Raw genomic sequence first — 25,397 nt, 5'->3', positions numbered from 1 at the left:
AACCAAAATGAAATTAAAACTAACACTAATCGTTGCAATTACAATTACTGTTATAGCAACCATATCTTGGGAAAGCTATTGGCGTTCTCAAGGTTTACAACCGAACATAGATGACAACAAGAACCTTTGGGCTAACCAAAGGGCAAAGCTTGAAAATATTAAAGATAATACGGTTGTTTTTATAGGGTCTTCTAGAATTTTATACGATATACAATTGGATATCTGGAAAGAAGAAACCAAAACAGACCCTGTGATGTTAGCCGCACAAGGCTCTTCTCCCATTCCTATATTAAAAGATATTGTTGAAAATACAGATTTTAATGGTACCATCATAGCCGGTATAACTGAATTTTTACTTTTTTCTACTGCATATCCAGAAGCTGAGTTTATGAAACGCCCTCAATCGCTAGTAGATTATTATTATAAAAGGACTTATGCACAAAGAATTAATCATTCGCTTTCAGTACCATTACAAAAAAATCTTGCATTTTATAGAGATGGAGACGAAGACTGGGATTCTGATGTTGATTTAAAAACATTACTTCATCAATTTAGAGATGATAGAGCTGGTCCGGTTTATCCTGCTTGGAACAACTTCGAAGAAATAACCCTTGATAGACATATGAAAATGCCAGAGCGCATGGAAACCGACACGGCCTACGCAAATACTGTCAAAAGCGTATGGGAATTTTTACTTTCAGGAGATAACCCTCCTCCAGACAAAGAGGGTACTACTGCGGCATTTGTTGAATTAGCGAAAAAATTCAAAGCTAAAGGTGGTAATTTAATATTAGTAAGATGTCCTTCATCTGGAATGTTTAAAGAAATAGAAGGTATGGCCTTCGCACGAGAAGAAAACTGGGACCCTTTAGTTAAAAAATCTGAAGCCAAGGGCTATAACTATTTAGATTTCGAACAGTTTCAAGATTTATTCTTACCTGAATGGTCACATTTAGCCACGAAAGACGCTCAATTTTTCACGAAAGAACTTATAAAGATTATGAAATCTGATGGTACTTTGTCTAATTTAAAAACCAACTAACCATGCTATTTAATTCATTAAGTTTCGTATTATTCTTAGTTATAGTTCTAGTATTATACTATTCTAAAATTTTTAATTGGACAGGAAAAAAGCGTATGCTGCTATTATCCAGTTACGTGTTTTATGGCATGTGGAATCCTCCACTAGTCATCTTGTTATGGATATCCACCATAGTCGATTGGACTGCTGGTAAAAGATTAGCAGTTGAAGAAAATCAAAAAAAAAGAAAAATGTGGTTGCTTCTTAGTATGTTCGTAAACCTTGGTTTTTTAGCATTCTTTAAGTATGGAGATTTTCTTCTTGAAAATTTTGTAGTCATTATGAACAGTATTGGCATAGACTTTCAAGCAAGACCAATGGACATAATTTTGCCAATGGGGATTTCATTTTACACATTTCAAACCATGTCTTATACCATAGATATGTATAAACGTAAAATCGAACCTGCAAGAACGTTTTTAGATTTTGCATTGTATGTAACGTTCTTTCCTCAATTAGTTGCAGGACCAATTGTAAGAGCAAAAGATTTAATTACCCAGTTTTATGAAGAGAAGAAAGCAACAACCAATCAATTTATTTGGGGTTTATTTCTTCTTACAATAGGATTGTTTCAAAAGGTTGTTATGGCAGATACGCTACTTGCCGACACATCTGATGCTGTTTTTGGTTCTGGTAAATTACTACATGGTATTGATGCTTGGATAGGTACCCTAGCTTTTTCTGGTCAAATCTTTTTTGATTTTGCTGGTTATTCAACTTGCGCTATTGGTATCGCGTTAATGCTAGGTATCATATTACCAGATAACTTTAGATACCCTTATGCCTCATTAGGGTTTTCAGATTTATGGAAACGTTGGCATATTTCTTTATCCTCTTGGTTAAAAGACTATTTATATATTCCTCTTGGAGGAAATAGACACGGTATTACAAGAATGTATGTAGCATTAATGTTAACTATGCTTTTAGGTGGCTTATGGCACGGTGCCGCTTGGACTTTTATGGTTTGGGGCGGATTACATGGCACGTATTTAATTTTAGAGAGATTACAAAGACGTTATTTACCATTCAAAATAACTAAATGGAATGGCATATTTCTAGCATTTATAACGTTTTCCTGTGTTAACATTACTTGGGTCTTCTTTAGAGCGAGAGAGTTTGACACAGCTTGGAATATGATAAAGTCTATGTTTTATATGCAAACTGATGGTGAAAAGATTTTAGGTTCTTTTGACATTTTAAAAGTAAGTGTGGTGATAGCTATTTTGTTTCTATGCCATTGGGTTATGCGAAATACTTCTATGAAAGAAGTATCTTTAAAAACCTCTCCTTATGTTCTAGGATTAGTTTGGGCATTTATGACTTTTTTAATAATCATTGCGCAAGGTAGTGGTGAGCAGTTTATTTATTTTCAGTTTTAAAATTTAAAAGCATTATATGAGTTTAGTCAAATCCTCTCGAATCGAATCCATAGATATTTTAAGAGGGGTTGTTATGATTATTATGGCGTTAGACCATACTAGAGACTATTTCCATTATGGTGCTTCCATTGGCGACCCAACTAATTTGGAAACCACTACACCAATATTATTTTTCACAAGATTTATAACGCATTATTGTGCCCCTGTTTTTGTTTTCTTAGCAGGTACTTCTGCCTTTTTATATGGTAGCAATAAAACAAAACCTCAACTTTTTAAATTTTTATTTACGCGTGGTATTTGGCTTATTATTTTAGAAATCTTTTTAAACAACCTCCTTTGGTTTTTTGACATATCGTATAGCTTTGTTCTTCTCCAAGTTATTTGGGCTATTGGACTAAGTATGGTGGTTTTATCTTTTCTTATTTATCTTCCCAAAAAAGCTCTTTTAATTGTTGGCTTTTTACTGGTAGCTGGACATAATTTATTAGATAATATTATTGCAACTGGCGATAGTTTTAAATCTGTTTTATGGTATGTACTGCATCAACCAAGTGGCATTCAAATTAGTGAATCTACATTCCTTTATTTTGCATACCCAGTAATACCATGGATAGGTTTAATTGTATTAGGATACAGTTTTGGTTCTTTATACACTAGAGGTTTTGATATTAATACTAGAAAAAAATGGCTACTAAGGTTAGGACTTAGCTCGGTAATATTATTTTTTATACTAAGGGGAGCGAACGTCTATGGTGATTTGGCTCCTTGGTCAATGCAAGATACAACGACTAAAACCATTCTGTCATTTTTTAAGGTAACTAAATATCCACCGTCATTGGCATACTTGCTTATTACAATTGGACCTTCATTATTATTTTTATACAGTATTGAAACTATAAAAAACAAACTAACCGACTTTATTCTAGTTTTTGGTCGTGTGCCGCTCTTTTATTATTTCTTGCATGTATTTGTTATACATGTAACTGCAATTATTGTCCTTATCTTATTAAATGATAATTGGAGAGAATTGTTAAAAGCTAATGGAAACCCAATATCGACACTTACAAAAAATGGCTATTCCCTTTTTATAGTTTACATAGTTTGGATTGCAATTATTATTTTACTGTACTTCCCTTCAAAAAAATACATGACCTACAAAGCGACTAATAAAGACAAATGGTGGTTAAGCTATTTATAAAAATTTATTTAATAAACGATATAATATTGATGAACATAAAATCTAATAGAATTCAATAAATAGTTATTTTAAGAAATGCTGTATTAGTGATTATGGCATTGGAAGATGTTCATTATTATTTTAGCTTTCACTCATTTTTAACAAACCAACTTACCTATATGACAAAAACGAATCAACCAAAACCCTTAAGTTTAAAAGAGCGAATTGCTTATCTAGATATTCTTCGTGGTATAGCCATTTTATTTATTTTTTCTGCAAATATTATTTATTTCTCAGGGTATTATTTTTTACCAGAAGATACTTTAAAGTCTTTTGCTACATCTGCATTCGATGAAATTTTAGAATTCATTATATATATTTTAATAGATGGTAAATTCTATTCCATTTTTTCTTTACTATTTGGTATTGGTTTTGTCGTGCAATACAACAATCTTAAAAAATCGAACAAACCCTTCGTTCCATTTTTTAGTCGACGCATGTTCTGGCTTACCATAATTGGACTATGTCACCTAGTTTTCTTTTGGGTTGGTGATATTTTAACATTATACGCCTTATTAGGTTTTATTCTAATTATATTTAGACATAAAACAAATAAACAATTACTTATATGGGCAAGTATTTTAATTCTATTCCCCTTACTGCATTGGATTCTAATCTATTCTACAGGTTCATTTTATTTTATATATTTTTTTAATAGCTATGGTGAGTATTGGCAAGATTTAGGTTTACCAATGCTGGATATAGGAAACGGTCAGCTAAGGCCTGATAACCTGCAGTACTTTCATTTAGATAATATTGAAATATTCTTTAAAGCTAATCTAAAAAGGTATTATTTAAGAATTGGCATGATATTGCAGGAAGGTAGAATATTTAAAGTTTTAGGTATCTTTTTAATAGGGATTTGGACAGGACGAAAAATTTTAAATGAAAATATTTTGGAGAACACCAAACTATTAAAGTGCATCGCTTTGTATGGCTTTTTAATAGGTTTTCCCTTCAGCGTTTTTAGAGGCATAATCGAATTTTATTTAGATAAAAATATAACTTGGAGTTTTGTGCATACAGTAACTTATGCTTTTGGCACAGTACCATTAGCTATTGCTTATGCTGCCTCAATTGCACTACTTTGTCAAAAGAAAACTACTTGGTTAACTTGGTTTGTTCCCGTAGGAAGAACAGCTTTATCTAATTATTTATTTCAAACATTAATATCGATAAGTTTATTTCACGGATTTGGTTTTGGTTTAACTGGCAAAATTGGCTATACAGGCCTATTTGGTTTAGTTATTGGAATATACATTTGCCAAAACTTACTTAGCCGTTGGTGGTTGCAATATTATAAATTTGGTCCTATCGAATGGATTTGGAGGCAATTGACTTATGGAAAACGTATGTCCATAAAAAAATAATATGCTATGAAGAAACTTGTGACGAATTGATATTGATGCTAAAATATTACTCATTAAAAAATTATTATCTATAAAGCTAACAATAAAGACAAATGGTGACTCAGCTATTTATAAAATTTTGATACGATGATTAAAAATGATGGTTTAAAAAGACGCATTGGCACTTTAGGTTTATCTGCCAACATTATAAATATAATTATTGGTGCTGGTATATTTGCTCTTCCTGCTATAATAGCTTCCAAAATGGGCGCTTCTAGCCTTATCGCTTATCTTTTTTGTGGTATTCTAATCGCATTGGTAATGCTTTGCTTTGCGGAAGCTGGAAGTAAAGTTACCAATACTGGTGGCCCATACACCTATATAGAAACGGCATTTGGTGACTATGCTGGATTTCTAGGGGGGGTGTTTGTTATGATAAGTGCCTTCTTTGCAGATGCTGCCGTTTCAAATGCCTTAGCAAACATGCTAGCATCTGTTAATCCGTTTTTTGAAATTGAATGGGTTCGATTATCCGTGCTTTTCATTATATTTTTTGGATTTGCTTACATAAATATTCTTGGATTAAAACAAGGTATCGGATTAGTAAAATTTAACACGCTAGCAAAACTCATTCCCTTGCTAATACTTGTAATTTTAGGATGGAAAGGAGTCTCATTTAATAATTTATCTATAGACTCCATGCCAAGTATTAAAACACTTGGCGAAACGTCTCTTATTTTATTTTTTGCTTTTCAAGGGGCTGAAACTGGGTTAATTGTTGGCGGAGAAGTTATTAATCCAAAGCGTACGGTTCCCAAAGCTATATTTATAAGCATTTTTGTTGTTGTAATATTATATATTCTAGTTCAAACCGTTTCGCAAGGTGTTTTAGGCAGTGACTTAGCAAACTTTACAGCAATACCTTTAGCAGAAACTGCTAGAGTAGCATTAGGACCAATTGGTTATACAATATTATTTTTTGGAGCTATCATATCCATGTTTGGTTACTTAAGCGGTTCCATACTTAATAATCCTCGGGTAGTTTATGCACTGGCTAGGGACAACGTTATTCCTGTAAAATCTTTAGCAAAAATTCACAAATCGTTTGCGACACCTCACGTAGCTATTATTGTTTATGCTTTTATTGTTTTTATAATTGCCGCTAGCGGTAGTTTTGAAAAATTAGCCATAATTGCAAGTAGTGCCATGTTAATTGTATATTTAGCCGTAGCATTATCAGTAATAAAAATGCGCAAAACCCATAAATCGAAAGAAGGGGAATTTAAAATACCTGGAGGGTTTATAGTTCCTTTACTGGCAATAATTGTTATTTTATATTTTTTATATAATATGTCTTCAAAAGAAATGATCGCTACAGTTATAGGTATTGCATTTCTTACTATTTTATTTGGTGTTATTAAGTTTATAAAAAAACGAGTCTAAAGTATTTATTTTTATCTTAGTGCTGTTATTAATTAGCCTATTTGAAATGCCTCCTACTCAGTCCTTCAAAAATTTAGTACTTCTGCTTGCTTTTTTTTGCTATAGTTTAAATGCTATTGCACAAGAATTCGGATATAAAGAAGAACAACTCACAAACACGACATCGGATAACAGATACGCTAGTTATAATAAAGATGGTACAAAAATATTATTTGAATCTAACAGAACCGGTAAGTGGCAGCTATACACCATGGACATAAACGGAGGGAATCAAAAAAGGTTACTTACAAACTCTTTTAACGACAGGCGTCCCACTTGGCATCCATACAAGAATATCATTCTGTTTGAATCGGATAGATTAGGAATGACCGAAATCTACAAACTTAACTTAGATAATTATAAAGTTTCTAAAATTGCAATTCCCTTAGCTGGAAATAAATCACGAGCTCAATACGCTCCTAATGGTGTTGAAATCGTTTTTAATTTAGAAGACCCAAAAGGCGATTTCGATATATACCATATTCATTATAAAGGGAAACGACCAAAAAAACTTATTGACGACTCATTTAATAATTTATATCCGCAATTTTCAAGAAGAGGTAATTATTTTTTATATCATTCTAATAAAAATAATGAAAAAGAAACCGATGTAATTTACACCTACAATATTATTACCGAGAAACGTTCTAGACTTACTTATTTCAAGAATCACAGTAACTATGCTAAACTTTCTAATAATAAACTTAGAGTTGTTTATTCTGCTACGGTTGGAGGTGGAAAACCCGAAATTTATATTATGAAGCACGATGGAAAAAGTAAACGGCAAATAACATTTAATGATGAAGTCGATATACTCCCGTCCTGGTCGCCTAAGGATATAAACTTATTAATATCAAGTACAAGAAATGGTTATTTTCAAATCTGCAAAATACTTTTAAAGGAGCCAATAGAACCTTAAACTTTACATCAATCTAATTATCAGTAGTTTAAATTCGTTATATTTATATCAACTAACCAAACTTCTTTATTGAAGTTTATAAAACTAATGATAATGAAAAATAAAGTTCTTGCCATTATTGGTGGCACAATTTCCCTTTTTGGTCTAGGGTATTTAATTTATGTTATTATGGGCTTTCATGCCCTAACTGGAGAAAACGTTTCAGAAGTTTTCACTAAACTAGACTTGCCAATTATTATCTTAATGGAAGTATTATATGCTACCTTGATTGTAATAATATTTAGCAGATGGGCTCAAATTAAAACATATGCAACTGGTGCCCAAGCAGGTTTTATAATTGGTGCCTTTATTGGAGGTTGTCAAACATTAGAAACTCTTGCTACAAGTGATTTAACAGACCTAACTGGTGTAATTATTGGTGCGCTTTCCTTCGGAGTTCGTTTCGGAGTTGCTGGTGCCGTAATTGGCTATTTATTGGGAAGAGACTAAAAAAGTATTAATTAAATTGAAAGAGGCTGTCTAAAAAGCCAATAGAATCCATTTTGTCAAGTTGAGCTTGTCGAAACTGATATTGATTATCAGTAAGTAAAAAATATTTCGATATTCTCAATATGACATTGAGTTTACTTTTTAGACAACCTCTTTTTTATAAAAAACTCAAACTAATGAAACTTTCTTTATTTTTATTATTATTTATCTCTTTAAATAGTTTTTCTCAAAGACCAAGCGCAAAAGAAAAGGGTAAATTTTTTGAACTAAACGGAAACAAAGTCCTTTATGGTGGTAAACTAGAAAGCCAGCATTTTATTATAAATAATTTGGACTTAAAAGAAGATCAATTCCATTATGGTATTGGTCGCGAACGATTTCCCGCACTTCTCAACCCAGAGTTCGAAAATGTAGCATTAGCCGATAAGAAATGGAACGATGAAGATCGTTTTTTAATAGCTCATAAAGGAAATGATATAAAAGCCTATTCAGTAAAAGATTTAACCAAACATGAAATTGTTAATGACAGCTTAGATGGTGAGCCCATAATGGCGGCTTATTGTATTTTGGCAGATTTAGGGGCTATTTATAAACGAAAATATGATGATACTACTTTAACATTTGCTTTAAGTGGTTACACCTATTTCGATAAAGACATTTGGAATGGATTAGATGGATTTATCCTTTGGGATAGAGATACCGAAAGTCTTTGGTGGCCTTTAATTGGTAAAGCAGTATCAGGTCCTCTAAAAGGTGTTGAGCTACTTGAAATGAATAAAGCTTTTTGGGAAGACACTACTTGGAAACAAATAAAAGAAAACTATCCTAATGCATTAGTTCTTATTTCCGGACAAGATTTTGATAGACCCAAAACATGGAAAAACATTAAGAATGTTAACCATATTGTAGAAAAATATTCAAAGTAAAATCTAATCCCTTAATTTCCCAGCAAACACACTCACATTAGAATTAAAAGGATTCCCAGAAGCACGCCTTAGCATTACAATTTGACCGCAATGCCATAATGCATCTGCTATAGGACCGTTTATAAGATTCCAGAAAGGAAATCTATTATTATCAAATTCTGAAAGATCTTCACTTTTCATCAAAATATCTGAAGCCTTCTTAAAATTAAGTAAAGTCTCTCTACGTTTATCTTCAAAATTGAATTTCACTTCTTCTTGTTTACCTGTTTCTTTTAATAAAGTCCGTAATATAAAATTAGAAAGATTATACATATGGCCTAAGTTTTCATCCATGGTTCTCCCTGTTTCACTAGGTTTATAAGCTAAATCAACTTCTGTTAATCCTTCTGTTGCCCAATAATATCGAAACCCTAATCCATCAACCATTCTCGCTGCTACCGCCCCAGGAGTATACGTCTCTGGCGTATTCGAAATATCAGAATAAGGTAAATCGTTTGTGTTCTGTGAATAAACCATTGCCGATAAAAATACGGCTAAAATTAAAGTGACTTTTTTCATTTTATAAAATTCTAATTTTTTATTTTATTTGGATTAGCAATAGGGTTCACGCCGTACTTATCAAACAAATACACTAATGATGTCATGGTTGCAGCGCCTAATTCTAATTCTCTTTTATTAACGGCATCGAACGTATCATTACTAGCGTGATGATGATCGAAATAACGCTGTGAATCGGGACGCAAACCTGCTAAAACCATGGCATCACTTTTTAATGGACCAATGTCTGCACCGCCATAGCCTTTTTCAAAATAATGGATTAAATATGGTTTAAATAAGGGCTTCCATTGTAAAACTTGATTAAAACTAGCATCATTACAATCGAAACTAAAACCTCTAGGTGTAAAACCACCAGAATCACTCTCTAATGCAAATACATGTTTTTCATTTTTCTGTTTACTAATTTCTGCATATTTATTACCACCACGTAAACCGTTTTCCTCATTCATAAACAAAACTACGCGAATACTCCGTTTTGGTTTAATACCAACTTCTTTCAACAAGCGTAATACTTCCATAGATTGCACTACTCCTGCTCCATCGTCGTGTGAGCCATCACCTAAATCCCATGAATCTAAATGGCCACCAACGAGCATATATTCCTTAGGAAATTCGGAACCAGTAATTTCTCCAACAACATTATAAGACAATACATCCTTTAACTGCTTACAGCTTTGCTTAAAATAGAAACTTATTGACTTATCTAACTTAAGCATAGCACTCAACAATTCAGCATCATTGGTACTTATCGCTGCAGATGGTATGCGCTTGTTTACTGGTAAATCATCATAAGTCATCGCGCCTGTATGTGGCAAATCATCTAAACGTAAATTCATAGAACGGACAAGTACACCTATAGCTCCATATTTTGCGGCTTCTACCGCCCCTTTGTAGCGTTGATCAACACAGCCCCCATAAGCTTCAAACGTATGAATTAAATCTGGCTGCATCGGGCGATTATAAAATACAATTTTGCCAGCAACCGTCTCTTCACCAAGAATTGCTAATTCTTCAAAATTTTGAACTTCTACTACACCTGCTTTTAAACCGAGTGATGGTGTTGAAACAGAACCACCTAATGCACATATATTAACTATAGATGTTTTACCTGAACCCGATTCGATATAGGCATATTCCTTGGCACCTCGAATCCATTTTGGAACCATTACTGGTTGCAACCAAACCTTATCCAAACCTAATTTTTCTAATTCCTCCTTTGTCCATGCGACTGCTTTTTCTGCACCATAAGATCCCGACAAACGGCTACCTATTTGGTTTGACAAATAATTTAACCAATGATAACTTTGACCATTAGTTAAAGATGTTTTATAAATATCTTTAATAACTTCTTCATCTGTTTGTGAAGTTGAATTAAATGAAAATGTAAGCAAGCAAATTACTATAAGTAATCTAAGATTTATCATAAAATATAACGTGAAATTTGATGTCTAAAATACTATTTTATAAAAGCATTAGTCTAAAAGAAATCATAAAAAAACTACTCACTCTTTAGTTGTTGTTTATACAATTCAATATTGGCTTTAATATCATCATCCAATTCAGGTTCTTGAATATCGGTATACTTACTTAATGTATCATACATTATTTTAGCGACAATGTAACGCGCCGTAGGTTTATCATCGGCAGGAATATTATACCAAGGTGCATGTTCTTCAGAAGTTCTATTAATAGCATCTTCATAACAATCCTGGTACTTTTCCCATAGCTTACGCTCCTTTAAATCGCCAGGTGAAAATTTCCAATTCTTTTCTTGCTTATCTAAGCGTCTTAAAAGTCGATTTTTTTGTTCTTCTTTAGATAAGTTTAAAAAGAACTTAAATATAATGGTACCATTATCTGCTATATGCTTTTCAAAATTATTGATTTGTTCAAATCGTTTATCCCAAAAAGCTTCGTTAACATCTTCAACAGAATTTACTGATGGTATGTTTTCACCCAAAATATATCCAGGATGCACACGAGTTACTAAAACATTTTCATAATGTGTTCTATTAAAAACTCCAAATTTTCCACGCTCTGGAAGCACAATATAGTGGCGCCACAAATAGTCGTGATTTAACTCAACTTCAGTTGGCACTTTAAAACTATGGACTTCAATACCTCGAACATTAAATTCTTTAAACACTTCACGAACCAAACTGTCTTTTCCAGAAGTATCCATCCCTTGTAAACATACAAGTACCGAATATTTACCGTGCGCGTACATCGTATTTTGAAGTTTTCCTAGCTTCTTACTAATATCATTCAGTTCATCTTCTATGGTGTTTTTAGAAGCGTCTAAATTGTAAGTTGATGATTGTGATTTTATTTGGATTGGTGATTTTATTTTGAATTCTTCAAGGTTTATTTTCTTCATAGGTATATTTCGATATTAAGATTCTATAAATATACTAAATCCATTTTTTCGATGAAATACATGTCTTTTAACGATATTTTTAATACATTCGTCGTTAATTTACATAAACTTAACCTGTTTAATATGGAAAAATCTTACTTTTTAGTCTTGCTTTTTTTAGTTTCAACGCTTTCATTTGCGCAATCTAAATGTGAAGATGCAGACTCAGACTTACTCTATGCCTATTCTCATGTGAAATCGGCATATAAATCTAACAATATTTCGCATTTAAAATATTATTCAAATAGATCTTTAGAAGCTTTTGAGCGATCTAAAGAAAAACTAAAAGCATGTGGTTGCGAAAGCGCTTATGATTTAGCCTATGATGGCGCTAAACTTTTAGCTCACGTCGAAAATGCTGGTACCTATGAGGATGGTCGTTTTTATGTAAAACGTGCCAGAGATATTGCTCAAAAAAGTATTGTGGAACTCGACAAATTCACAGTTTTGACAAATGACGAAGAAGAGCTTTTGACTTTAGAGTCTGAAAAAAATGAACTTGAACAGTTACAAATTGAATTGAAAGAGAAAGAAGCACAAATTAAAGCAAAACTTGCGTTTCAAAAAGAAAAGGAGGCGAATCTTAAAAAAGAGCGCTTAATTAACACTTATAAAGAAGCTATTGCAAATAATATAGAAACGTACAATAGTATATTAGAAATTTGTGACTGCGACCCTAATACTTTAGCAGATATAAAACCTAAAGAAGAAAAAATTGAAGATAAAAGCGTTGAAGAAATTAAGCTTTTACTAATAGAAAACATAAAAGGTTTAACGACTAATTATTTGTCTCGATTAGATCTTTGCGATGAAGAATAAGCAGAAAAAAATACACATATAAAACTCAATAAAAAGGGATTAGTTTAAAGACTAGTCCTTTTTTATTTCGCAATTATTACTATCAATTTCATAAAGTATTGTATTAATTGTTTCTATTTAAAACCTATCATTAATAGGCTTTTTTACTGTTATTTTGAATTATGAAAAAAACAGTAATTATTCAAGCGAGTTCTAGAAGTAAAGGAGATACCGGCAAAATTGTAGAATATATAAAATCAAAAATTGATGTTGATATTATAGACTTGCGAACAAAAAATATTGGTCATTATGACTATGAATACCAAAATGAAAATGATGATTTTATAGATTTAATGACTCACATTATAAATACCTACGATACTATTATTTTTGCAACCCCAGTTTATTGGTACGCAATGAGTGGGATTTTAAAAGTATTTTTTGATAGAATTTCAGATTTATTAAGAATACATAAAAATACTGGAAGAGAGTTACGCGGAAAGAACATGGCTATGATTAGTATTAGTAATCAAGATGATATAAAAGAAGAATTTTCGATGCCTTTTGTAGAATCTGCAAACTACTTGGGAATGCACTATTTAGGAGATATTCATACCTACGTTGAAAATAATTCAATTAATAACCAAGTAAAACTTATAATAGATAACTTTATAGATACAATAAAAAAGAGGCTGTCTTAAAAGTCTAATCCTATGTCATATTCAGCTTGCCGAAATATTCTATCATATTGATAATCAATATCGATTTCGACAAGCTCAATCTGATAAATTAAAAATAAGTACTTATATCGATGCCTCTATATATTATTATTTCGAAGCAAACAACTTAACATCTTCTTCACTTACTTCTTTACCACCAAGGATAATTAAGCGCTCAATAACATTTCGAAGTTCACGGATATTTCCAGTCCAATCATAATCTTGAAGCAACTTAACAGCCTTTGTTGTAAAAGTCTTTTTAGCTGTACCTTGTTCTGTAGCTATTTTATTAGCAAAATGCTCTATTAGCATCGGAATATCATCACGTCTTTCATTTAAAGCTGGAACTTTAACAAGTATAACTGCTAATCGATGGTATAAATCTTCACGAAATCTGCCTTCTGATATTTCCTTTTTTAAATCTTTATTTGTTGCAGCAACCACACGAACATTCACCTTAATGTCTTTATCACTCCCTACACGCTGTATACGACTTTCCTGTAATGCTCTTAAAACTTTAGCTTGCGCTGATAAACTCATATCACCTATTTCATCTAAAAAAATAGTACCTCCGTTCGCCGCTTCAAATTTACCTGCTCTATCTTTAGCCGCACTTGTAAAAGCGCCTTTAACGTGTCCAAACAATTCACTTTCTATTAACTCGCTAGGTATAGCGGCACAGTTAACTTCAATCATAGGCCCTTTAACACGATCACTCTTTTCGTGTAACCAGTGCGCAACTAGCTCTTTTCCAGTTCCATTTGGACCAGTAATTAAAACACGAGCGTCTGTTGGGGCTACTTTGTCTATAATGTCTTTTATTTGAGAAATAGCATCACTCTCACCTACCATTTCATATTTCTTACTTACCTTTTTCTTTAGAATTTTATTTTCAACAACCAATTCTTTTCTATCCAAAGCATTTCTTACCGTATTGAGTAAACGATTTAAATCTGGTGGTTTAGAAATATAATCAAAAGCGCCTAAACGCATTGTATTTACTGCGGTATCTAAATCACCATGACCAGAAATCATAACAATTGGTATTTCTGGTTTTATTTTTTTTACAGCTTCTAATACTTCAACGCCATCCATTTTCGGCATTTTAATATCACAAAGAATTAAATCGAAATCTTCTTTCTTAATTTTCTCTATACCTAACAAACCATCCTCTGCTTCATCTACCTTATAAGTATCATTTTCTTCTGATAAAATTTTCACAAGTACGCGTCTAATCGCAGCTTCATCTTCTATTACTAATATTTTTGACATATTTTATATTTTAAATTTAATTCCAGTTCTTAAATAAAACGCATTCAAATCGTCTAATTTAAAAATTTCCTCTCTACTTTGGTTTCGCAACACATTATTTAATCTCAATGTATTTCCTATATACATATAGGTTACTAAATGTTTAGTAAAGCAATATTCGTACCCAAAACCTCCAATGATTACAGATAACGAAATATGTTCCACATTTTCTCCGTTGACAATTGTTGGTGATTGTAGATGAGCCAAGTAGCCATCTAGTCCAACAAAGGCTTGCAAATTATTTCTTTTATTAAATGTATATTTTAAATTAGACTTAGGAATCCCTGCATTATAACTCCACTTTTTATTTATCTCTCTATAATAACTAATAAATGGCAACGGAAAAGGTAAACCCGTTGTCGCATTATACGTTAATCCTAATATTAATCGGTAAGGGTGGCTCAAATTCTCATCTTTAGTTTTGTCTTTAATAAAAAGCACAGCCCCATTCATAAATAAATCATCCTCAGTAATTTGACCTGTTAGTGTAGATGCTATTCTAGGATTAAACTTTATTGCAAATCGCCATTCTTGATTCCATTTGAATGTATAGCCTAGGTTCAAATCTATAACATGTATTTTATTTAGACTTTCTGTGTTAAAAGGATAAGCATCTTCAAGATTAAGTAAAACTCGATTATACTCTGCTCCTACCAATAAATAAGTGTCTTTTTTAAGTTCTATAGGGTAATTGAAAATACCTCTTAACCTTGTGTATTGGTCTTCGGAATTACTTTTAGGAATAAAAGAATACTCAATACGAGCTATGTCTGTTATTTGAGCTCCAACAACTGCTGACAAAAGAATAAAGCCAAAAATTAATTTCTTTTTAAGGCTATTTCGATTCACAAGCAATTTCAAATAATGACTCAATTAATTTTTATTAAGAGTTTTAGTTATCTGGTTTTTGGATAATATGAATATCCCTTTGAGGGAAAGGAATACTAACATTATTTTCTCTAAACAATCGGTCTATTTCAAACCTAATTTCGCTTTTTGGGAAACGCACATTAAAACTATCATTGATTGTAAATGCTACTTTGAAATCTAATGAACTCTCACCAAAGTCCGTAAATAAAACTGTGGGTTCTGGATAATCTAAAATATATTCATTGCCTTTTGCAGCCTCAAGTAATAATTTTTTAACTAGCTGAACATCGCTTCCATAGGCTACTCCCACGTCAACACTCTCGCGAGTAGTTGTTCCGTTTTGTGTCCAATTATAAAGACTGTTTGTTAGATATAAATGATTAGGAATAACCAATACTTTATTATCGATTGTAGTTGCCCTTGTAGTCCTTAATTTTATCTCTTCAACGCGCCCTACTTTACCTTCTAACTCAATAATATCTCCTACATGTACTGATTGATCTACTAAAATAAAAATTCCCGAAATAATATCCTGAAATAGCGTTTGGAGCGCCAATCCAATTCCAATTAATAATGCAGCAGAAGCGGCGAAAATTGCTGTAACATTAACACCAATTGAATCGAATACTATTAGTGTTACTATGATATAAATCATCCACCTAGCAAAGGTGAAAACCGTATTAAATTTAGCTTTGTCCTGGCTAGGCATATTTCTGGTCACGAGCCTCTTAAACCATCTTAAGACATAGGTTGTTGCCAACATTACAAATATAATAAGCAAAACATATTTTACTCTTAAAATAATATCGTGAGCTTCTTCTCCAACCCCATACGTAAAATCAATAATTTTGAATTCCAGAAAATCTACGAACTTTTCCCACATAGAACTTTGTGTAACAACTTCTTCAACCTGTCCTGCTTTATTTTCTAATTTATATGATATTTTCTCTTGCATTTTAGTACTTAATCCATTTAATTAATTCCTTATAGCTTGGTTTTTTGCCATACATTAAAATACCCACACGATAAATTTTCGCTGCAAACCAGACCGTCCCCATAAAAGTCGCAACCAATAACAGCAACGAGACTATTTGTTGCCATATGGGAACCCCAAACGGAATTCTCATGAGCATAACTACTGGAGAAGTTAACGGAATAAACGAAAACACCGTTGATACAGTTCCATGTGGATCTTCAATTACTGTGAAAATACCAATATATACTGCCAAAATTAGGGGCATTAAAATGGGTAGCAAAAACTGTTGTGTATCAGTTTCATTATCTACTGCAGCACCAATTGCAGCATAAAACGAACTATAAAGTAGATAACCACTAATGAAGAACAATATAAAAGCTACAATTAAATTAGTTAGCGGCATATTGAAAAAAGCCATCATAATATCTTGAACTTTCATTCCCATTTCTGGATTCTGCACAGCCTGTTGCATCATTTCTTGCTGTGGTGATTGCATTTGCGCAAAATCAATACCTAGAACTGATGATACTATAAGCATAAGTAAACCTCCTAAAACAATCCATATAACAAATTGAGTGATTCCAGCAAGTGAAGTTCCTATAATTTTACCAAGCATTAATTGTACTGGCTTTACCGATGAAATTATAACTTCTATAATTCTACTCGTTTTTTCTTCAATTACGCTGCGCATTATCATGTTACCATAAATAATTATAAACATAAATAATAGGTAACCTGCAGCCCCACCAAAAATAAGTTTCACAATACTATCAATCTTCGAAGTTTCTTCTCCTTCAAAACTCTCTTGAATCATATTAACCTTGATTTTAGATGACTCTATTACACCTACTTCAACGCCATTATTTTTAAGATTAATGTTTGTTAATTTATTTTCTAATTGATCTTCCAAATCTGAAATTACTGTTATAGAAGGAGAGTCTTCTGAATAAAATTTAACATGGTTCGACACGGTATTTAAATCTTCAATTTTTGCTATATGTAACAATCCATAATTTTCTGATTTTATGGATAATAACTTAGCATCTTCTAGAGTCATTTCTTTTAATACATCGTACTTTATTTTTTCTGAATCTTTAAATATATCTTGCACTAAACCGGATTCATCTAAAACCGAAATATTACGAACTTTATCATTATTTAATTGAGACAAATAAGCCACAACAGCTATGAGTGCAATCATAATCATCGGACTTAAAATAGTCATGACTATAAATGATTTGTTTTTAACTTTTGTTAAATATTCGCGCTTAATAATTAATGGCAAATGATTCATAAATTAATGATTCTTTACGGTTTGAATAAAAATATCGTTTACACTTGGAATTAACTCAACAAAGTGAGATACTTCTCCCCTAGACCCTAAATAACCGAGTAAATCGCTTGGTTTTTCTGAATCTGATAATTTAATATTTAATTTCAATTCATCTTCAAGTGTCTTGAAACTAGCTTGAGAAATATCAAATTTTTGAGATAATTCAGTTTGAAGCAATTCTTTATTTATTGCCCTGATACCCACTTCATAAGTATTGGCTTTATATTTTCTTTTTACATCAATGAGCTTACCGTCTAAAATCTTATTAGATTCATGAATTAAAGCTATATCATCACAAAGTTCCTCAACAGATTCCATTCTATGGGTTGAAAAAATAACTGTCGCCCCTTCTTCTCTCAAGCGTAAGATTTCATCCTTAATAATGTTAGCGTTTATAGGGTCAAATCCAGAGAAAGGTTCATCAAAAATTAGCAATTTAGGTTGGTGTAACACAGTAACAACAAATTGTATTTTTTGTGCCATCCCTTTGGACAATTCCTGAATCTTCTTATTCCACCAATCACCTATATCAAAACGGTCGAACCAATATTTCAATCGTGCTTTTGCTTCAGAATGTGTCAACCCTTTTAATTGTGCTAAATATAATGCCTGTTCTCCAACTTTCATAGACTTATACAACCCTCGTTCTTCTGGTAAATATCCAATATCTTTTATATGGGTATCTCGCAGCAATTCACCGTCCAAATGAACAGTTCCTTCATCCGGCATCGTGATTTGATTAATAATTCTAATCAAAGTTGTTTTTCCAGCCCCATTAGGTCCCAATAAGCCAAAAATACTGCCTTTTGGAACTGATATGGATACTTGGTTTAAAGCTTTAAAATCTCCGAAATTTTTAGAAACCTGGTTAACATCTAAGAGGTTTTTCATTCTTGTTTTTTAGTATAACTAGTAGGTGTAAATATATTAAATGTAATAAACTTTAATGTAAGATTTTCACTAAAGCTTAAAAAAACAAAACCCACCCTCAAAACTAATTAAGGATGGGAAAAAAATTGCTATGAAAAAGAAAAATTACCACTAAAATAAATTAGTGATACTTCAAATATAGTTTTTTTTTCAATACTAATAGCAAAACTATTAAATAAGTTATTCCAAAAAATAATCCGCTCAATGGCAGATTATCTATGTTTTATGATGTTTAACTAAGAAAACATGTCCTTAACTTTTTCGAAGAAAGACTTATCGGAACTTTCAGGTTTAGGTGAAAAATGTTCGTCATCACGCATGGTTTCAAAAAAATCTTTTTGTTGTTTATTCAAAGTTTTTGGAGTCCAAACATTTACGTGTACTAACAAATCTCCTTTTCCATAACCGTTTATACTTGGAATACCTTTTCCGCGTAAGCGCAATATTTTCCCAGACTGGACACCGGCTTCAACTTTAATACGCACTTTACCAGTAACCGTATCTATTTCTTTAGAAGTACCTAAAACAGCATCTGGATAACTCACATATAAATCGTAATGCAAATTGTCGCCTTCTCGTTGTAATTTATCATGCTCAATTTCTTCAATAGCAACTAATAAATCTCCAGAAATTCCATTACCTGGAGCTTCATTTCCTTTGCTAGATACTTTAAGTTGCATGCCATCTACAACACCTGCTGGTATTTTAATAGAAACCGTTTCTTCTGCTATTTTAAGGCCTTGAGCATCGGCATCGGCAGGTTTTTTATCAATAGTTTGTCCTGCTCCACCACATGCATTACAAGGTGCAGATGTTTGCATTCTTCCTAATATAGTATTAGCTATTCTAGTAACTTGACCGCTACCATTACACGTAGAACATGTTTTGTATGTTGTACCTGGAGCTTGTATTTTACGCTTTACTTTTATTTTTTTCTCTACACCATTGGCGATTTCTTCTAAAGTAAGTTTTACGCGAATACGTAAGTTACTTCCTTTTACACGACGCTGACCACCGCCACCGCCACCAAAACCAGAGAAGCCACCGCCACCAAAACCGCCACCAAAAATATCACCGAATTGACTGAATATGTCGTCCATATTCATGCCACCACCAAAACCACCGCCATTTTCAAATGCTTGGTGGCCAAACTGATCGTAACGTGCTTTTTTATCGGCATCACTTAAGACTTCATAAGCTTCGGCTGCTTCCTTAAATTTAGCTTCTGCATCCTTATCATCTGGGTTTTTATCCGGGTGAAATTGAATCGCCTTTTTTCTGTAAGCTTTTTTTATTTCAGAATCACTAGCGCCTTTGCTAATCCCTAATATTTCGTAATAATCTCTTTTTGCCATCTGTATATTTTATTGCCCAATAACAACTTTTGGAAAGCGAATAATTTTATCTCCAAGGGTATACCCTTTTTCAACAACATCAATAATTTTTCCTTTTAAATCGTCACTTGGTGCAGGAATTTGAGTTATTGCTTCATGATTATCTGCATCAAAAGCACTTCCTTTTTCCACAGTCATTACCTTTAAACCTTTTTGTTCTAAATTATTAACCAACTTTTGATAAATAAGTAAAACACCTTTGCGTAATTCTTCAGCTTCTTTATCCTCTTCAATATGCGTCAATGCACGCTCAAAATCGTCAAGAATTGGCAACAATGTTTTCATAACATCTTCACTTGCGGTAGAAAATAATTCTATGCGCTCTCTGGCCGTACGCTTTTTATAGTTTTCAAACTCTGCAAAAAGCCTTAAAAACTTATCTTTTTCCTGTTTCACCTCGGCTTGAAGTTTTTCTTCAATCGTTTGTTCTTCAACAACTTGCTCTTCTACCTCAACCGTTTCGGTTTCTGCATTAGCAACCTGTTCTTCTACTATATCTTTTTTACTTTTCTTACTCATGCTAAACTTAATTTGTGCAATACATTATTTGAGTTGGCAAAAGTACTGCCAATATTATAAAAATGTCATAATGTCACTAAAATATTTTAGAGTAAATATTTATGTAGATTTTTTAATATTATTTAAACATCAATTTTGAGATGCGTCCTTTTCCCGCAGCATAAGCAATCGAATCGTTTAAAAATCGAATAGTATAAAAGCCTTCATCACTTAAGTGTTTCCATGAAGCTCCAAAATCGTTGGAATAATCTATACCATTAAAACCCAATGCTACGAGTTCCTTTCCTTTGCCATTAGGCACAAATTGAACACAACTTCTATATCCTGGGTTTTGGTTTTGGGCTACTAACTCCCATGTTTTACCGCCATTGGTAGTTCTAATTTTATTAACACTATTGGTATCTGGTTGCGTATAATCACCTCCAATAGCAAAGCCAATTTTTTCATTATAAAAATCGATGGAATACATACCGGTTGTTTCTTTGCCTTGGACTATAGGTGTTTCAAATACTTTCCAAGTTTCACCTTTATCTGGAGAATATAAAACTCTACTTGCCTTACCACCTGTTGCTACCCAAGTATGATCGTTAACAATAGCAATATTTGTGTCACTTGCTGCAAATGCAGCTTCTCCTTCTTTTGCCTTGGGTAAATCATCACATAATAGTTTATTCCATGTATTACCACCATCTCTAGTGATGATGATGCTCAGGCAATCATCTGTTGGGTCTCCAATAGCAATACCTTCTTGGTCATTCCAAAAATCCATAGAGTCGTAAAAGGCTTTAGGGTGAGTTTCTTCGTAGACAATTACTTTTTCATCATTCTTCATTTTATATAACCTTGCAGGCGTCCCTATAGTAAGAGCAAAACCATTTTTTCTAGTAGAACTGACAGCTCTGAAATTATTTTTCACACTATCGTGCGCCATAGGAATTGGGTAGATCACATTTGTTTCTTTGTCATATTCACTATTATAAATAACACCGCCAAAACCATTCGATGTTAGAAAAAAAACTTTATCCTCTTTATTGATATCTAAAGCTCGAATACTTAAAGAGGAATCTAAAGAATGTGTTTTAATTTCTACTTTAGAAATATTTCTAGGTAAATATTTAGTTTTCTCTTTACAAGAAAAAATAAAAGTACAGATTATAATTACCTGAACGATTTGCTTCATAATTTTAAATTTCCATAAAAGTAAAAAAGCTTCATGAACAATCGTGAAGCTTTTCATCAAAAACCATTAATCGAATCAAATTTCTTTTCTGAGAATATCGATGTGTCTTTTTAATCTCAATACATCAACCTCTAAAGTGCCATTATATACGCCTCGTATATAACCTTTTTTATCTACTAAAATAAAATTCTCAGTGTGGATAAAATTGCTATCATCTTGGGTTTTTATAAAATCTTCATCGGCAAAATAACCTGTTCTGGCAATATTATAAAGCGCATCTTTATTGCCAGTAACAAGATTCCATTTTTCATCATTTACTCCATTTCTTTTCGCATATTCTTTTAAAACAGTAATTGAATCTTTCCAAGGCATTACAGTATGTGACAGCAACTTAATAATATTATCACTTTTATATTCCTCTTGCAAACTTGCCATATTCTTAGTGAGTTTTGGGCAGATACCAGGACAACTAGTGAAGAAGAAATCCGCTATATAGATTTGTCCTGTATAAGTAGCATTATTTACAATTTCACCATTTTGATTTATAAACGAAAATTCAGGTATTTTATGTGTTGGTATTTCCCATTCAGGTGTGAAATCTGGGGAATTGAAATAGGGCAATTTTGTAATTTCTGAAACAGTAGTATCTTTTGATTGATTTTTACATGATAAGAAGCTTAAAAGTAATAATGCCCTTAAAAAAAGATTTCTCGATACAATTCCTCTTAAAATCTGAATCACTCGAAATGACATCATATCGATCTTGGGAGCTGAAATATAATCGGCGTGATACGTTTTATTATTCAATTTCATCTTCATTAACAGTTATAGTGTAACATTTTTTTAACCCTATGAGACCGAAACGTTCTCCATCAACTACTTCATAATTAGCTTTAATACTTCCGTCTAATTTCCATAAACGTTGGCGACCTTCTTCTTTTCCATTAGCGTAATTAAAACTCATATATAACAAACCCGATTGCGTCCATTCTTTAACTGTTCCATGAAACTCTCCTCGCTCATTAAAGTAATATTCGAATTTTGGTGTTCCATCTGGCCAACAGGCTTTATGTATGCCTGATTTAAAACCATTGGTGTATGAACGCTTTTCAATTACATTTCCATTTTGTGACCATTTTTTTTCTAAACCATTTTTCCTGCCTTTTGCATATTGAATTTCATATTTTAATTGCATTGAAGTGTAATTTGAAATTACTTTGCCAGAAAAAGGTAATTCATTATATAACAAAACACCATTTGCTAATCTTAATCTTGAATCTGTATTCTCTACAATACTATTTGATGAATCATTACAAGAAAGCATCAAAACTAAAATGGAAGCGATATGTATAATTCTAAATTTCAACTATCGAGATATATTTCCTGGTGTTCCAAAAAAGCCGTTTCCATTTAAATAAGGATCCTCGCTTGTAATGTGGTAATGATAAATGCCCTCTGGAAAATCTGGTGTTACTGAAGTATGCCCATGATAAGCATCTAAATCACTATTTGTTATAGTTTCTCCATTTTCAACAGGTCCATAAACCGGAAATCCATCTGACAATAACCCTAAAAATGCGTCAACTCCAAATTCTTGAGTTAAATAAGTAGGTTCTACATGATAATGGTAGGTTGTCATAGCTGGATGGCCTAACCATTGATCGAATGAGTTAATCTCGCCTGTTAAAGGAGACCCACCTGCTGCATATTGATTAAAAAATATAACTCCATTTCTAGAAATGCCAATGGGCCCCATAGGAGTAGCCTCTTTATTAGTTGCTTCTTCTGGGTTTAATGTTATAGTAAATACAATATTTTGTGTGCCTATTGAACCTGGGTTTTGATTCCAATTAGCATTAGTCCCATTATAAGCTTCATACAACGGATTACTAGTATCCCAGTAAGGACTTGTATGATTTGGCAAATCTGCCGTAGTAAACGTAACCGTATTCCCGTTAACTTCATAAGATAAGCCGGTTCCATCAAATTTCGAAAGTATATTACTAGTATCGTAATTAGTATCTGTATTTACTTCTTCTTGCTCTTGTCCTGAAGTTGAATCATCTCCACTAGAACATGCTGTAAGAATTAATAAGAAAAGCAAGCCGAACCTTAAAGTGTATTTTAAATATTTCATAGTATTTGGGTTTTATATTATTGGTTTTTAATGTTTATAACTTCGGCTTCTAAGGCATCTTTTGCCACCTGAGCCTCTTCAGATAAAGGAAGCCGATTAGCAATTAATAAATTAATTGATTCAAAAGGATCTTCAGCTAAATGATAAAGAGCTTCATTACCATTATTAAATTTCATCAGTTTGTAGTCGTTATTTCTAATGGTATAGTCCAGATTATTTATATCATCACCTATTTCACTATAAACATAATCTCTAACAGTGACTCCAGATCCATTAAACATAGATTTAAAATTCTTACTATCATTTATTTCAGTATTATTAGAACCCGCTATTCCCGATATGGTCGCAAACAAGTCTGTAGTGCTAAGAAGCGCATCTTCCTCTACTCCTAGGCGCTCTATGTTTTTTCCTGAAATTATCATAGGTACATTAATACCTCCTTGATAAATACTTCCTTTTACACGTCGATTTGAATATGTTTGGGCTACCTGATTAGGTGTACCATTATCTCCAATAAAAATAATAACTGTATTACCTCTTTCTTCTTGACTCATAGAGTTTATTAGTCTTCCCATTTCAGAATCCATAGCTTCTATCATAGCTAAGTAATATGGTAAAGGATTTATATCTATACTTGATTGATCTTCAGGCAAAACACCTTGTGAATGTAATTCACTTGGTGGCAAATGAAAAGGGGTATGTGGCGCATTATAAGCCAACCACAAAAACCAAGGTTGATTTTGACTTCCTATCCAATTAATTGCTAAATCTGTAAACTTTGTAGTGGTATATTCTGTTGAACTAGAACTTTGCATATTTTCTACCAAATTCCAATTCCAGTAAGATTGTACACCTCCACCTAAAACTCCTGAATAGTCATCAACACCAATAGCATTAGGGTGATTAATATCCCCAGATAAATGCCATTTACCTATTACTGCATGGCTATATCCAGAATTCATATTATCTAAATAGCTTTGTATAGACTGTTCCGTACTTGATAAATTCTGCCCAACATTTGTTACGTTTGTTCTAAATCCATATTTACCGGTGAGGATGCTTGCTCGTGTTGGTGTACATAATGGATAAGACCAAAAGTTATTAAACTTAATACCGTTGCTCATAAGTGACTCTAAATTGGGCATACTTGGTTTAATCCCTGCTATATCATAACCGGGTGTAGCATCTAGCCCCATATCATCAGCAATTACTAGTAATATATTTGGTTGTGAAATTGTATTCTCCTGTTCCTCTTCTTCCTGATTAACAACATCAACGTCTTGAGCATTACTACATCCAGAAAGGACAACAAATAGAAATAGTAGTTTTGAATAGAATAGTTTCATTTGGTATAGCAATTTGGTTTTAGACATCATAAAAGCAGAAAGGTTTAA

General features: G+C 32.5%; 25 protein-coding genes. 10 read left to right on the top strand and 15 right to left on the bottom strand.

The window, feature by feature from the left end; all coding sequences use genetic code 11:
• The first annotated feature begins 7 nt into the window (after positions 1 to 7).
• The 8 genes from AC2D6V_RS11570 to AC2D6V_RS11535 all read left to right on the top strand — a co-directional run bounded on the left by AC2D6V_RS11570 (position 8) and on the right by AC2D6V_RS11535 (position 8,862).
• On the top strand, positions 8 to 1,042 hold the full coding sequence (locus AC2D6V_RS11570; RefSeq protein ID WP_484648357.1) for a hypothetical protein: 1,035 nt from the start codon (positions 8 to 10) through the stop codon (positions 1,040 to 1,042).
• Between the two features lie 2 nt (positions 1,043 to 1,044).
• The gene (locus AC2D6V_RS11565) at positions 1,045 to 2,460 is read left to right on the top strand and encodes an MBOAT family O-acyltransferase (protein ID WP_484648356.1); all 1,416 of its coding nucleotides are present in this window, start codon (positions 1,045 to 1,047) and stop codon (positions 2,458 to 2,460) included.
• 16 nt (positions 2,461 to 2,476) lie between these two features.
• Positions 2,477 to 3,658 carry an acetyltransferase domain-containing protein gene (locus AC2D6V_RS11560; RefSeq protein ID WP_484648355.1) on the top strand — a complete coding sequence of 394 codons (1,182 nt, stop codon included), beginning with the start codon at positions 2,477 to 2,479 and terminating at the stop codon, positions 3,656 to 3,658.
• 158 nt (positions 3,659 to 3,816) lie between these two features.
• Positions 3,817 to 5,067, top strand: a complete 1,251-nt coding sequence (locus AC2D6V_RS11555; protein ID WP_484648354.1) for a DUF418 domain-containing protein — start codon at positions 3,817 to 3,819, stop codon at positions 5,065 to 5,067.
• A gap of 126 nt (positions 5,068 to 5,193) precedes the next feature.
• Positions 5,194 to 6,489: an APC family permease gene (locus tag AC2D6V_RS11550; RefSeq protein WP_484648353.1), complete on the top strand. Its 1,296-nt coding sequence runs from the start codon at positions 5,194 to 5,196 to the stop codon at positions 6,487 to 6,489.
• A 46-nt stretch (positions 6,490 to 6,535) separates the two neighbouring features.
• Positions 6,536 to 7,447: a hypothetical protein gene (locus AC2D6V_RS11545; protein ID WP_484648352.1), complete on the top strand. Its 912-nt coding sequence runs from the start codon at positions 6,536 to 6,538 to the stop codon at positions 7,445 to 7,447.
• Between the two features lie 93 nt (positions 7,448 to 7,540).
• Entirely contained in the window at positions 7,541 to 7,936 is a 396-nt protein-coding gene (locus tag AC2D6V_RS11540) for a hypothetical protein (RefSeq protein WP_484648351.1), read from the top strand.
• A 176-nt stretch (positions 7,937 to 8,112) separates the two neighbouring features.
• A complete protein-coding gene (locus AC2D6V_RS11535) occupies positions 8,113 to 8,862 on the top strand; it encodes a DUF3179 domain-containing (seleno)protein (RefSeq protein WP_484648350.1) in 750 nt (249 codons plus the stop codon).
• A gap of 3 nt (positions 8,863 to 8,865) precedes the next feature.
• Here AC2D6V_RS11535 and AC2D6V_RS11530 read toward each other — a convergent pair whose 3' ends face one another.
• The 3 genes from AC2D6V_RS11530 to AC2D6V_RS11520 form a co-directional block, all read right to left on the bottom strand.
• Entirely contained in the window at positions 8,866 to 9,420 is a 555-nt protein-coding gene (locus AC2D6V_RS11530) for a hypothetical protein (RefSeq protein WP_484648349.1), read from the bottom strand.
• 11 nt (positions 9,421 to 9,431) lie between these two features.
• Complete coding sequence (locus AC2D6V_RS11525) at positions 9,432 to 10,844, bottom strand: M20/M25/M40 family metallo-hydrolase (protein WP_484648348.1); 1,413 nt, start codon at positions 10,842 to 10,844, stop codon at positions 9,432 to 9,434.
• Positions 10,845 to 10,918: 74 nt separating this feature from the next.
• Positions 10,919 to 11,797: a PPK2 family polyphosphate kinase gene (locus AC2D6V_RS11520; RefSeq protein ID WP_484648347.1), complete on the bottom strand. Its 879-nt coding sequence runs from the start codon at positions 11,795 to 11,797 to the stop codon at positions 10,919 to 10,921.
• A gap of 123 nt (positions 11,798 to 11,920) precedes the next feature.
• Between AC2D6V_RS11520 and AC2D6V_RS11515 the strand changes: the two genes are divergently transcribed.
• On the top strand, positions 11,921 to 12,655 hold the full coding sequence (locus tag AC2D6V_RS11515) for a hypothetical protein (protein ID WP_484648346.1): 735 nt from the start codon (positions 11,921 to 11,923) through the stop codon (positions 12,653 to 12,655).
• A 161-nt stretch (positions 12,656 to 12,816) separates the two neighbouring features.
• Positions 12,817 to 13,335, top strand: coding sequence for a flavodoxin family protein (locus tag AC2D6V_RS11510; RefSeq protein WP_484648345.1), 519 nt, complete (start codon positions 12,817 to 12,819; stop codon positions 13,333 to 13,335).
• Between the two features lie 126 nt (positions 13,336 to 13,461).
• Here the strand turns inward: AC2D6V_RS11510 and AC2D6V_RS11505 are convergent, their stop codons facing one another.
• The 12 genes from AC2D6V_RS11505 to AC2D6V_RS11450 all read right to left on the bottom strand — a co-directional run bounded on the left by AC2D6V_RS11505 (position 13,462) and on the right by AC2D6V_RS11450 (position 25,349).
• Positions 13,462 to 14,625, bottom strand: coding sequence for a sigma-54-dependent transcriptional regulator (locus AC2D6V_RS11505; RefSeq protein ID WP_484648344.1), 1,164 nt, complete (start codon positions 14,623 to 14,625; stop codon positions 13,462 to 13,464).
• A gap of 3 nt (positions 14,626 to 14,628) precedes the next feature.
• Complete coding sequence (locus tag AC2D6V_RS11500; protein WP_484648343.1) at positions 14,629 to 15,513, bottom strand: DUF6268 family outer membrane beta-barrel protein; 885 nt, start codon at positions 15,511 to 15,513, stop codon at positions 14,629 to 14,631.
• Between the two features lie 43 nt (positions 15,514 to 15,556).
• Complete coding sequence (locus tag AC2D6V_RS11495; RefSeq protein ID WP_484648342.1) at positions 15,557 to 16,489, bottom strand: mechanosensitive ion channel family protein; 933 nt, start codon at positions 16,487 to 16,489, stop codon at positions 15,557 to 15,559.
• Between the two features lies 1 nt (position 16,490).
• Positions 16,491 to 17,804 (bottom strand): ABC transporter permease, encoded by a 1,314-nt coding sequence (locus tag AC2D6V_RS11490; protein ID WP_484648341.1) that lies wholly within the window; start codon positions 17,802 to 17,804, stop codon positions 16,491 to 16,493.
• Between the two features lie 3 nt (positions 17,805 to 17,807).
• On the bottom strand, positions 17,808 to 18,734 hold the full coding sequence (locus AC2D6V_RS11485) for an ABC transporter ATP-binding protein (RefSeq protein ID WP_484648340.1): 927 nt from the start codon (positions 18,732 to 18,734) through the stop codon (positions 17,808 to 17,810).
• Positions 18,735 to 19,009: 275 nt separating this feature from the next.
• Positions 19,010 to 20,128, bottom strand: coding sequence for a molecular chaperone DnaJ (gene dnaJ, locus AC2D6V_RS11480; protein ID WP_484648339.1), 1,119 nt, complete (start codon positions 20,126 to 20,128; stop codon positions 19,010 to 19,012).
• A gap of 9 nt (positions 20,129 to 20,137) precedes the next feature.
• Positions 20,138 to 20,686: a nucleotide exchange factor GrpE gene (locus AC2D6V_RS11475; RefSeq protein WP_484648338.1), complete on the bottom strand. Its 549-nt coding sequence runs from the start codon at positions 20,684 to 20,686 to the stop codon at positions 20,138 to 20,140.
• Between the two features lie 118 nt (positions 20,687 to 20,804).
• Complete coding sequence (locus tag AC2D6V_RS11470; protein WP_484648337.1) at positions 20,805 to 21,866, bottom strand: WD40/YVTN/BNR-like repeat-containing protein; 1,062 nt, start codon at positions 21,864 to 21,866, stop codon at positions 20,805 to 20,807.
• 75 nt (positions 21,867 to 21,941) lie between these two features.
• Positions 21,942 to 22,679: an SCO family protein gene (locus AC2D6V_RS11465; protein ID WP_484648336.1), complete on the bottom strand. Its 738-nt coding sequence runs from the start codon at positions 22,677 to 22,679 to the stop codon at positions 21,942 to 21,944.
• Positions 22,666 to 23,232 carry a toxin-antitoxin system YwqK family antitoxin gene (locus AC2D6V_RS11460; RefSeq protein ID WP_484648335.1) on the bottom strand — a complete coding sequence of 189 codons (567 nt, stop codon included), beginning with the start codon at positions 23,230 to 23,232 and terminating at the stop codon, positions 22,666 to 22,668. Before AC2D6V_RS11460 ends, AC2D6V_RS11465 begins: the two co-directional genes overlap by 14 nt.
• Positions 23,233 to 24,003, bottom strand: a complete 771-nt coding sequence (locus AC2D6V_RS11455) for a YHYH protein (RefSeq protein WP_484648334.1) — start codon at positions 24,001 to 24,003, stop codon at positions 23,233 to 23,235. It lies immediately after the preceding gene.
• Positions 24,004 to 24,020: 17 nt separating this feature from the next.
• On the bottom strand, positions 24,021 to 25,349 hold the full coding sequence (locus AC2D6V_RS11450) for a sulfatase-like hydrolase/transferase (protein ID WP_484648333.1): 1,329 nt from the start codon (positions 25,347 to 25,349) through the stop codon (positions 24,021 to 24,023).
• Positions 25,350 to 25,397 lie beyond the last annotated feature (48 nt).

It is taken from the genome of Algibacter sp. YIN40, assembly GCF_057219435.1.
Note: the sequence above shows the minus strand (reverse complement) of the source record. Positions and strands in the feature narration are given on the sequence as shown.

Excerpts from the sequence above, each read along its gene's own strand:
- AC2D6V_RS11570 (WP_484648357.1), top strand. The coding sequence starts at position 8 with ATGAAATTAAAACTAACACTAATCGTTGCAATTACAATTACTGTTATA.
- AC2D6V_RS11565 (WP_484648356.1), top strand. The coding sequence starts at position 1,045 with ATGCTATTTAATTCATTAAGTTTCGTATTATTCTTAGTTATAGTTCTA.
- AC2D6V_RS11560 (WP_484648355.1), top strand. The coding sequence starts at position 2,477 with ATGAGTTTAGTCAAATCCTCTCGAATCGAATCCATAGATATTTTAAGA.
- AC2D6V_RS11555 (WP_484648354.1), top strand. The coding sequence starts at position 3,817 with ATGACAAAAACGAATCAACCAAAACCCTTAAGTTTAAAAGAGCGAATT.
- AC2D6V_RS11550 (WP_484648353.1), top strand. The coding sequence starts at position 5,194 with ATGATTAAAAATGATGGTTTAAAAAGACGCATTGGCACTTTAGGTTTA.
- AC2D6V_RS11545 (WP_484648352.1), top strand. The coding sequence starts at position 6,536 with ATGCCTCCTACTCAGTCCTTCAAAAATTTAGTACTTCTGCTTGCTTTT.
- AC2D6V_RS11540 (WP_484648351.1), top strand. The coding sequence starts at position 7,541 with ATGAAAAATAAAGTTCTTGCCATTATTGGTGGCACAATTTCCCTTTTT.
- AC2D6V_RS11535 (WP_484648350.1), top strand. The coding sequence starts at position 8,113 with ATGAAACTTTCTTTATTTTTATTATTATTTATCTCTTTAAATAGTTTT.
- AC2D6V_RS11530 (WP_484648349.1), bottom strand. The coding sequence starts at position 9,420 with ATGAAAAAAGTCACTTTAATTTTAGCCGTATTTTTATCGGCAATGGTT.
- AC2D6V_RS11525 (WP_484648348.1), bottom strand. The coding sequence starts at position 10,844 with ATGATAAATCTTAGATTACTTATAGTAATTTGCTTGCTTACATTTTCA.
- AC2D6V_RS11520 (WP_484648347.1), bottom strand. The coding sequence starts at position 11,797 with ATGAAGAAAATAAACCTTGAAGAATTCAAAATAAAATCACCAATCCAA.
- AC2D6V_RS11515 (WP_484648346.1), top strand. The coding sequence starts at position 11,921 with ATGGAAAAATCTTACTTTTTAGTCTTGCTTTTTTTAGTTTCAACGCTT.
- AC2D6V_RS11510 (WP_484648345.1), top strand. The coding sequence starts at position 12,817 with ATGAAAAAAACAGTAATTATTCAAGCGAGTTCTAGAAGTAAAGGAGAT.
- AC2D6V_RS11505 (WP_484648344.1), bottom strand. The coding sequence starts at position 14,625 with ATGTCAAAAATATTAGTAATAGAAGATGAAGCTGCGATTAGACGCGTA.
- AC2D6V_RS11495 (WP_484648342.1), bottom strand. The coding sequence starts at position 16,489 with ATGCAAGAGAAAATATCATATAAATTAGAAAATAAAGCAGGACAGGTT.
- AC2D6V_RS11490 (WP_484648341.1), bottom strand. The coding sequence starts at position 17,804 with ATGAATCATTTGCCATTAATTATTAAGCGCGAATATTTAACAAAAGTT.
- AC2D6V_RS11485 (WP_484648340.1), bottom strand. The coding sequence starts at position 18,734 with ATGAAAAACCTCTTAGATGTTAACCAGGTTTCTAAAAATTTCGGAGAT.
- dnaJ (WP_484648339.1), bottom strand. The coding sequence starts at position 20,128 with ATGGCAAAAAGAGATTATTACGAAATATTAGGGATTAGCAAAGGCGCT.
- AC2D6V_RS11475 (WP_484648338.1), bottom strand. The coding sequence starts at position 20,686 with ATGAGTAAGAAAAGTAAAAAAGATATAGTAGAAGAACAGGTTGCTAAT.
- AC2D6V_RS11470 (WP_484648337.1), bottom strand. The coding sequence starts at position 21,866 with ATGAAGCAAATCGTTCAGGTAATTATAATCTGTACTTTTATTTTTTCT.
- AC2D6V_RS11465 (WP_484648336.1), bottom strand. The coding sequence starts at position 22,679 with ATGAAATTGAATAATAAAACGTATCACGCCGATTATATTTCAGCTCCC.
- AC2D6V_RS11455 (WP_484648334.1), bottom strand. The coding sequence starts at position 24,003 with ATGAAATATTTAAAATACACTTTAAGGTTCGGCTTGCTTTTCTTATTA.
- AC2D6V_RS11450 (WP_484648333.1), bottom strand. The coding sequence starts at position 25,349 with ATGAAACTATTCTATTCAAAACTACTATTTCTATTTGTTGTCCTTTCT.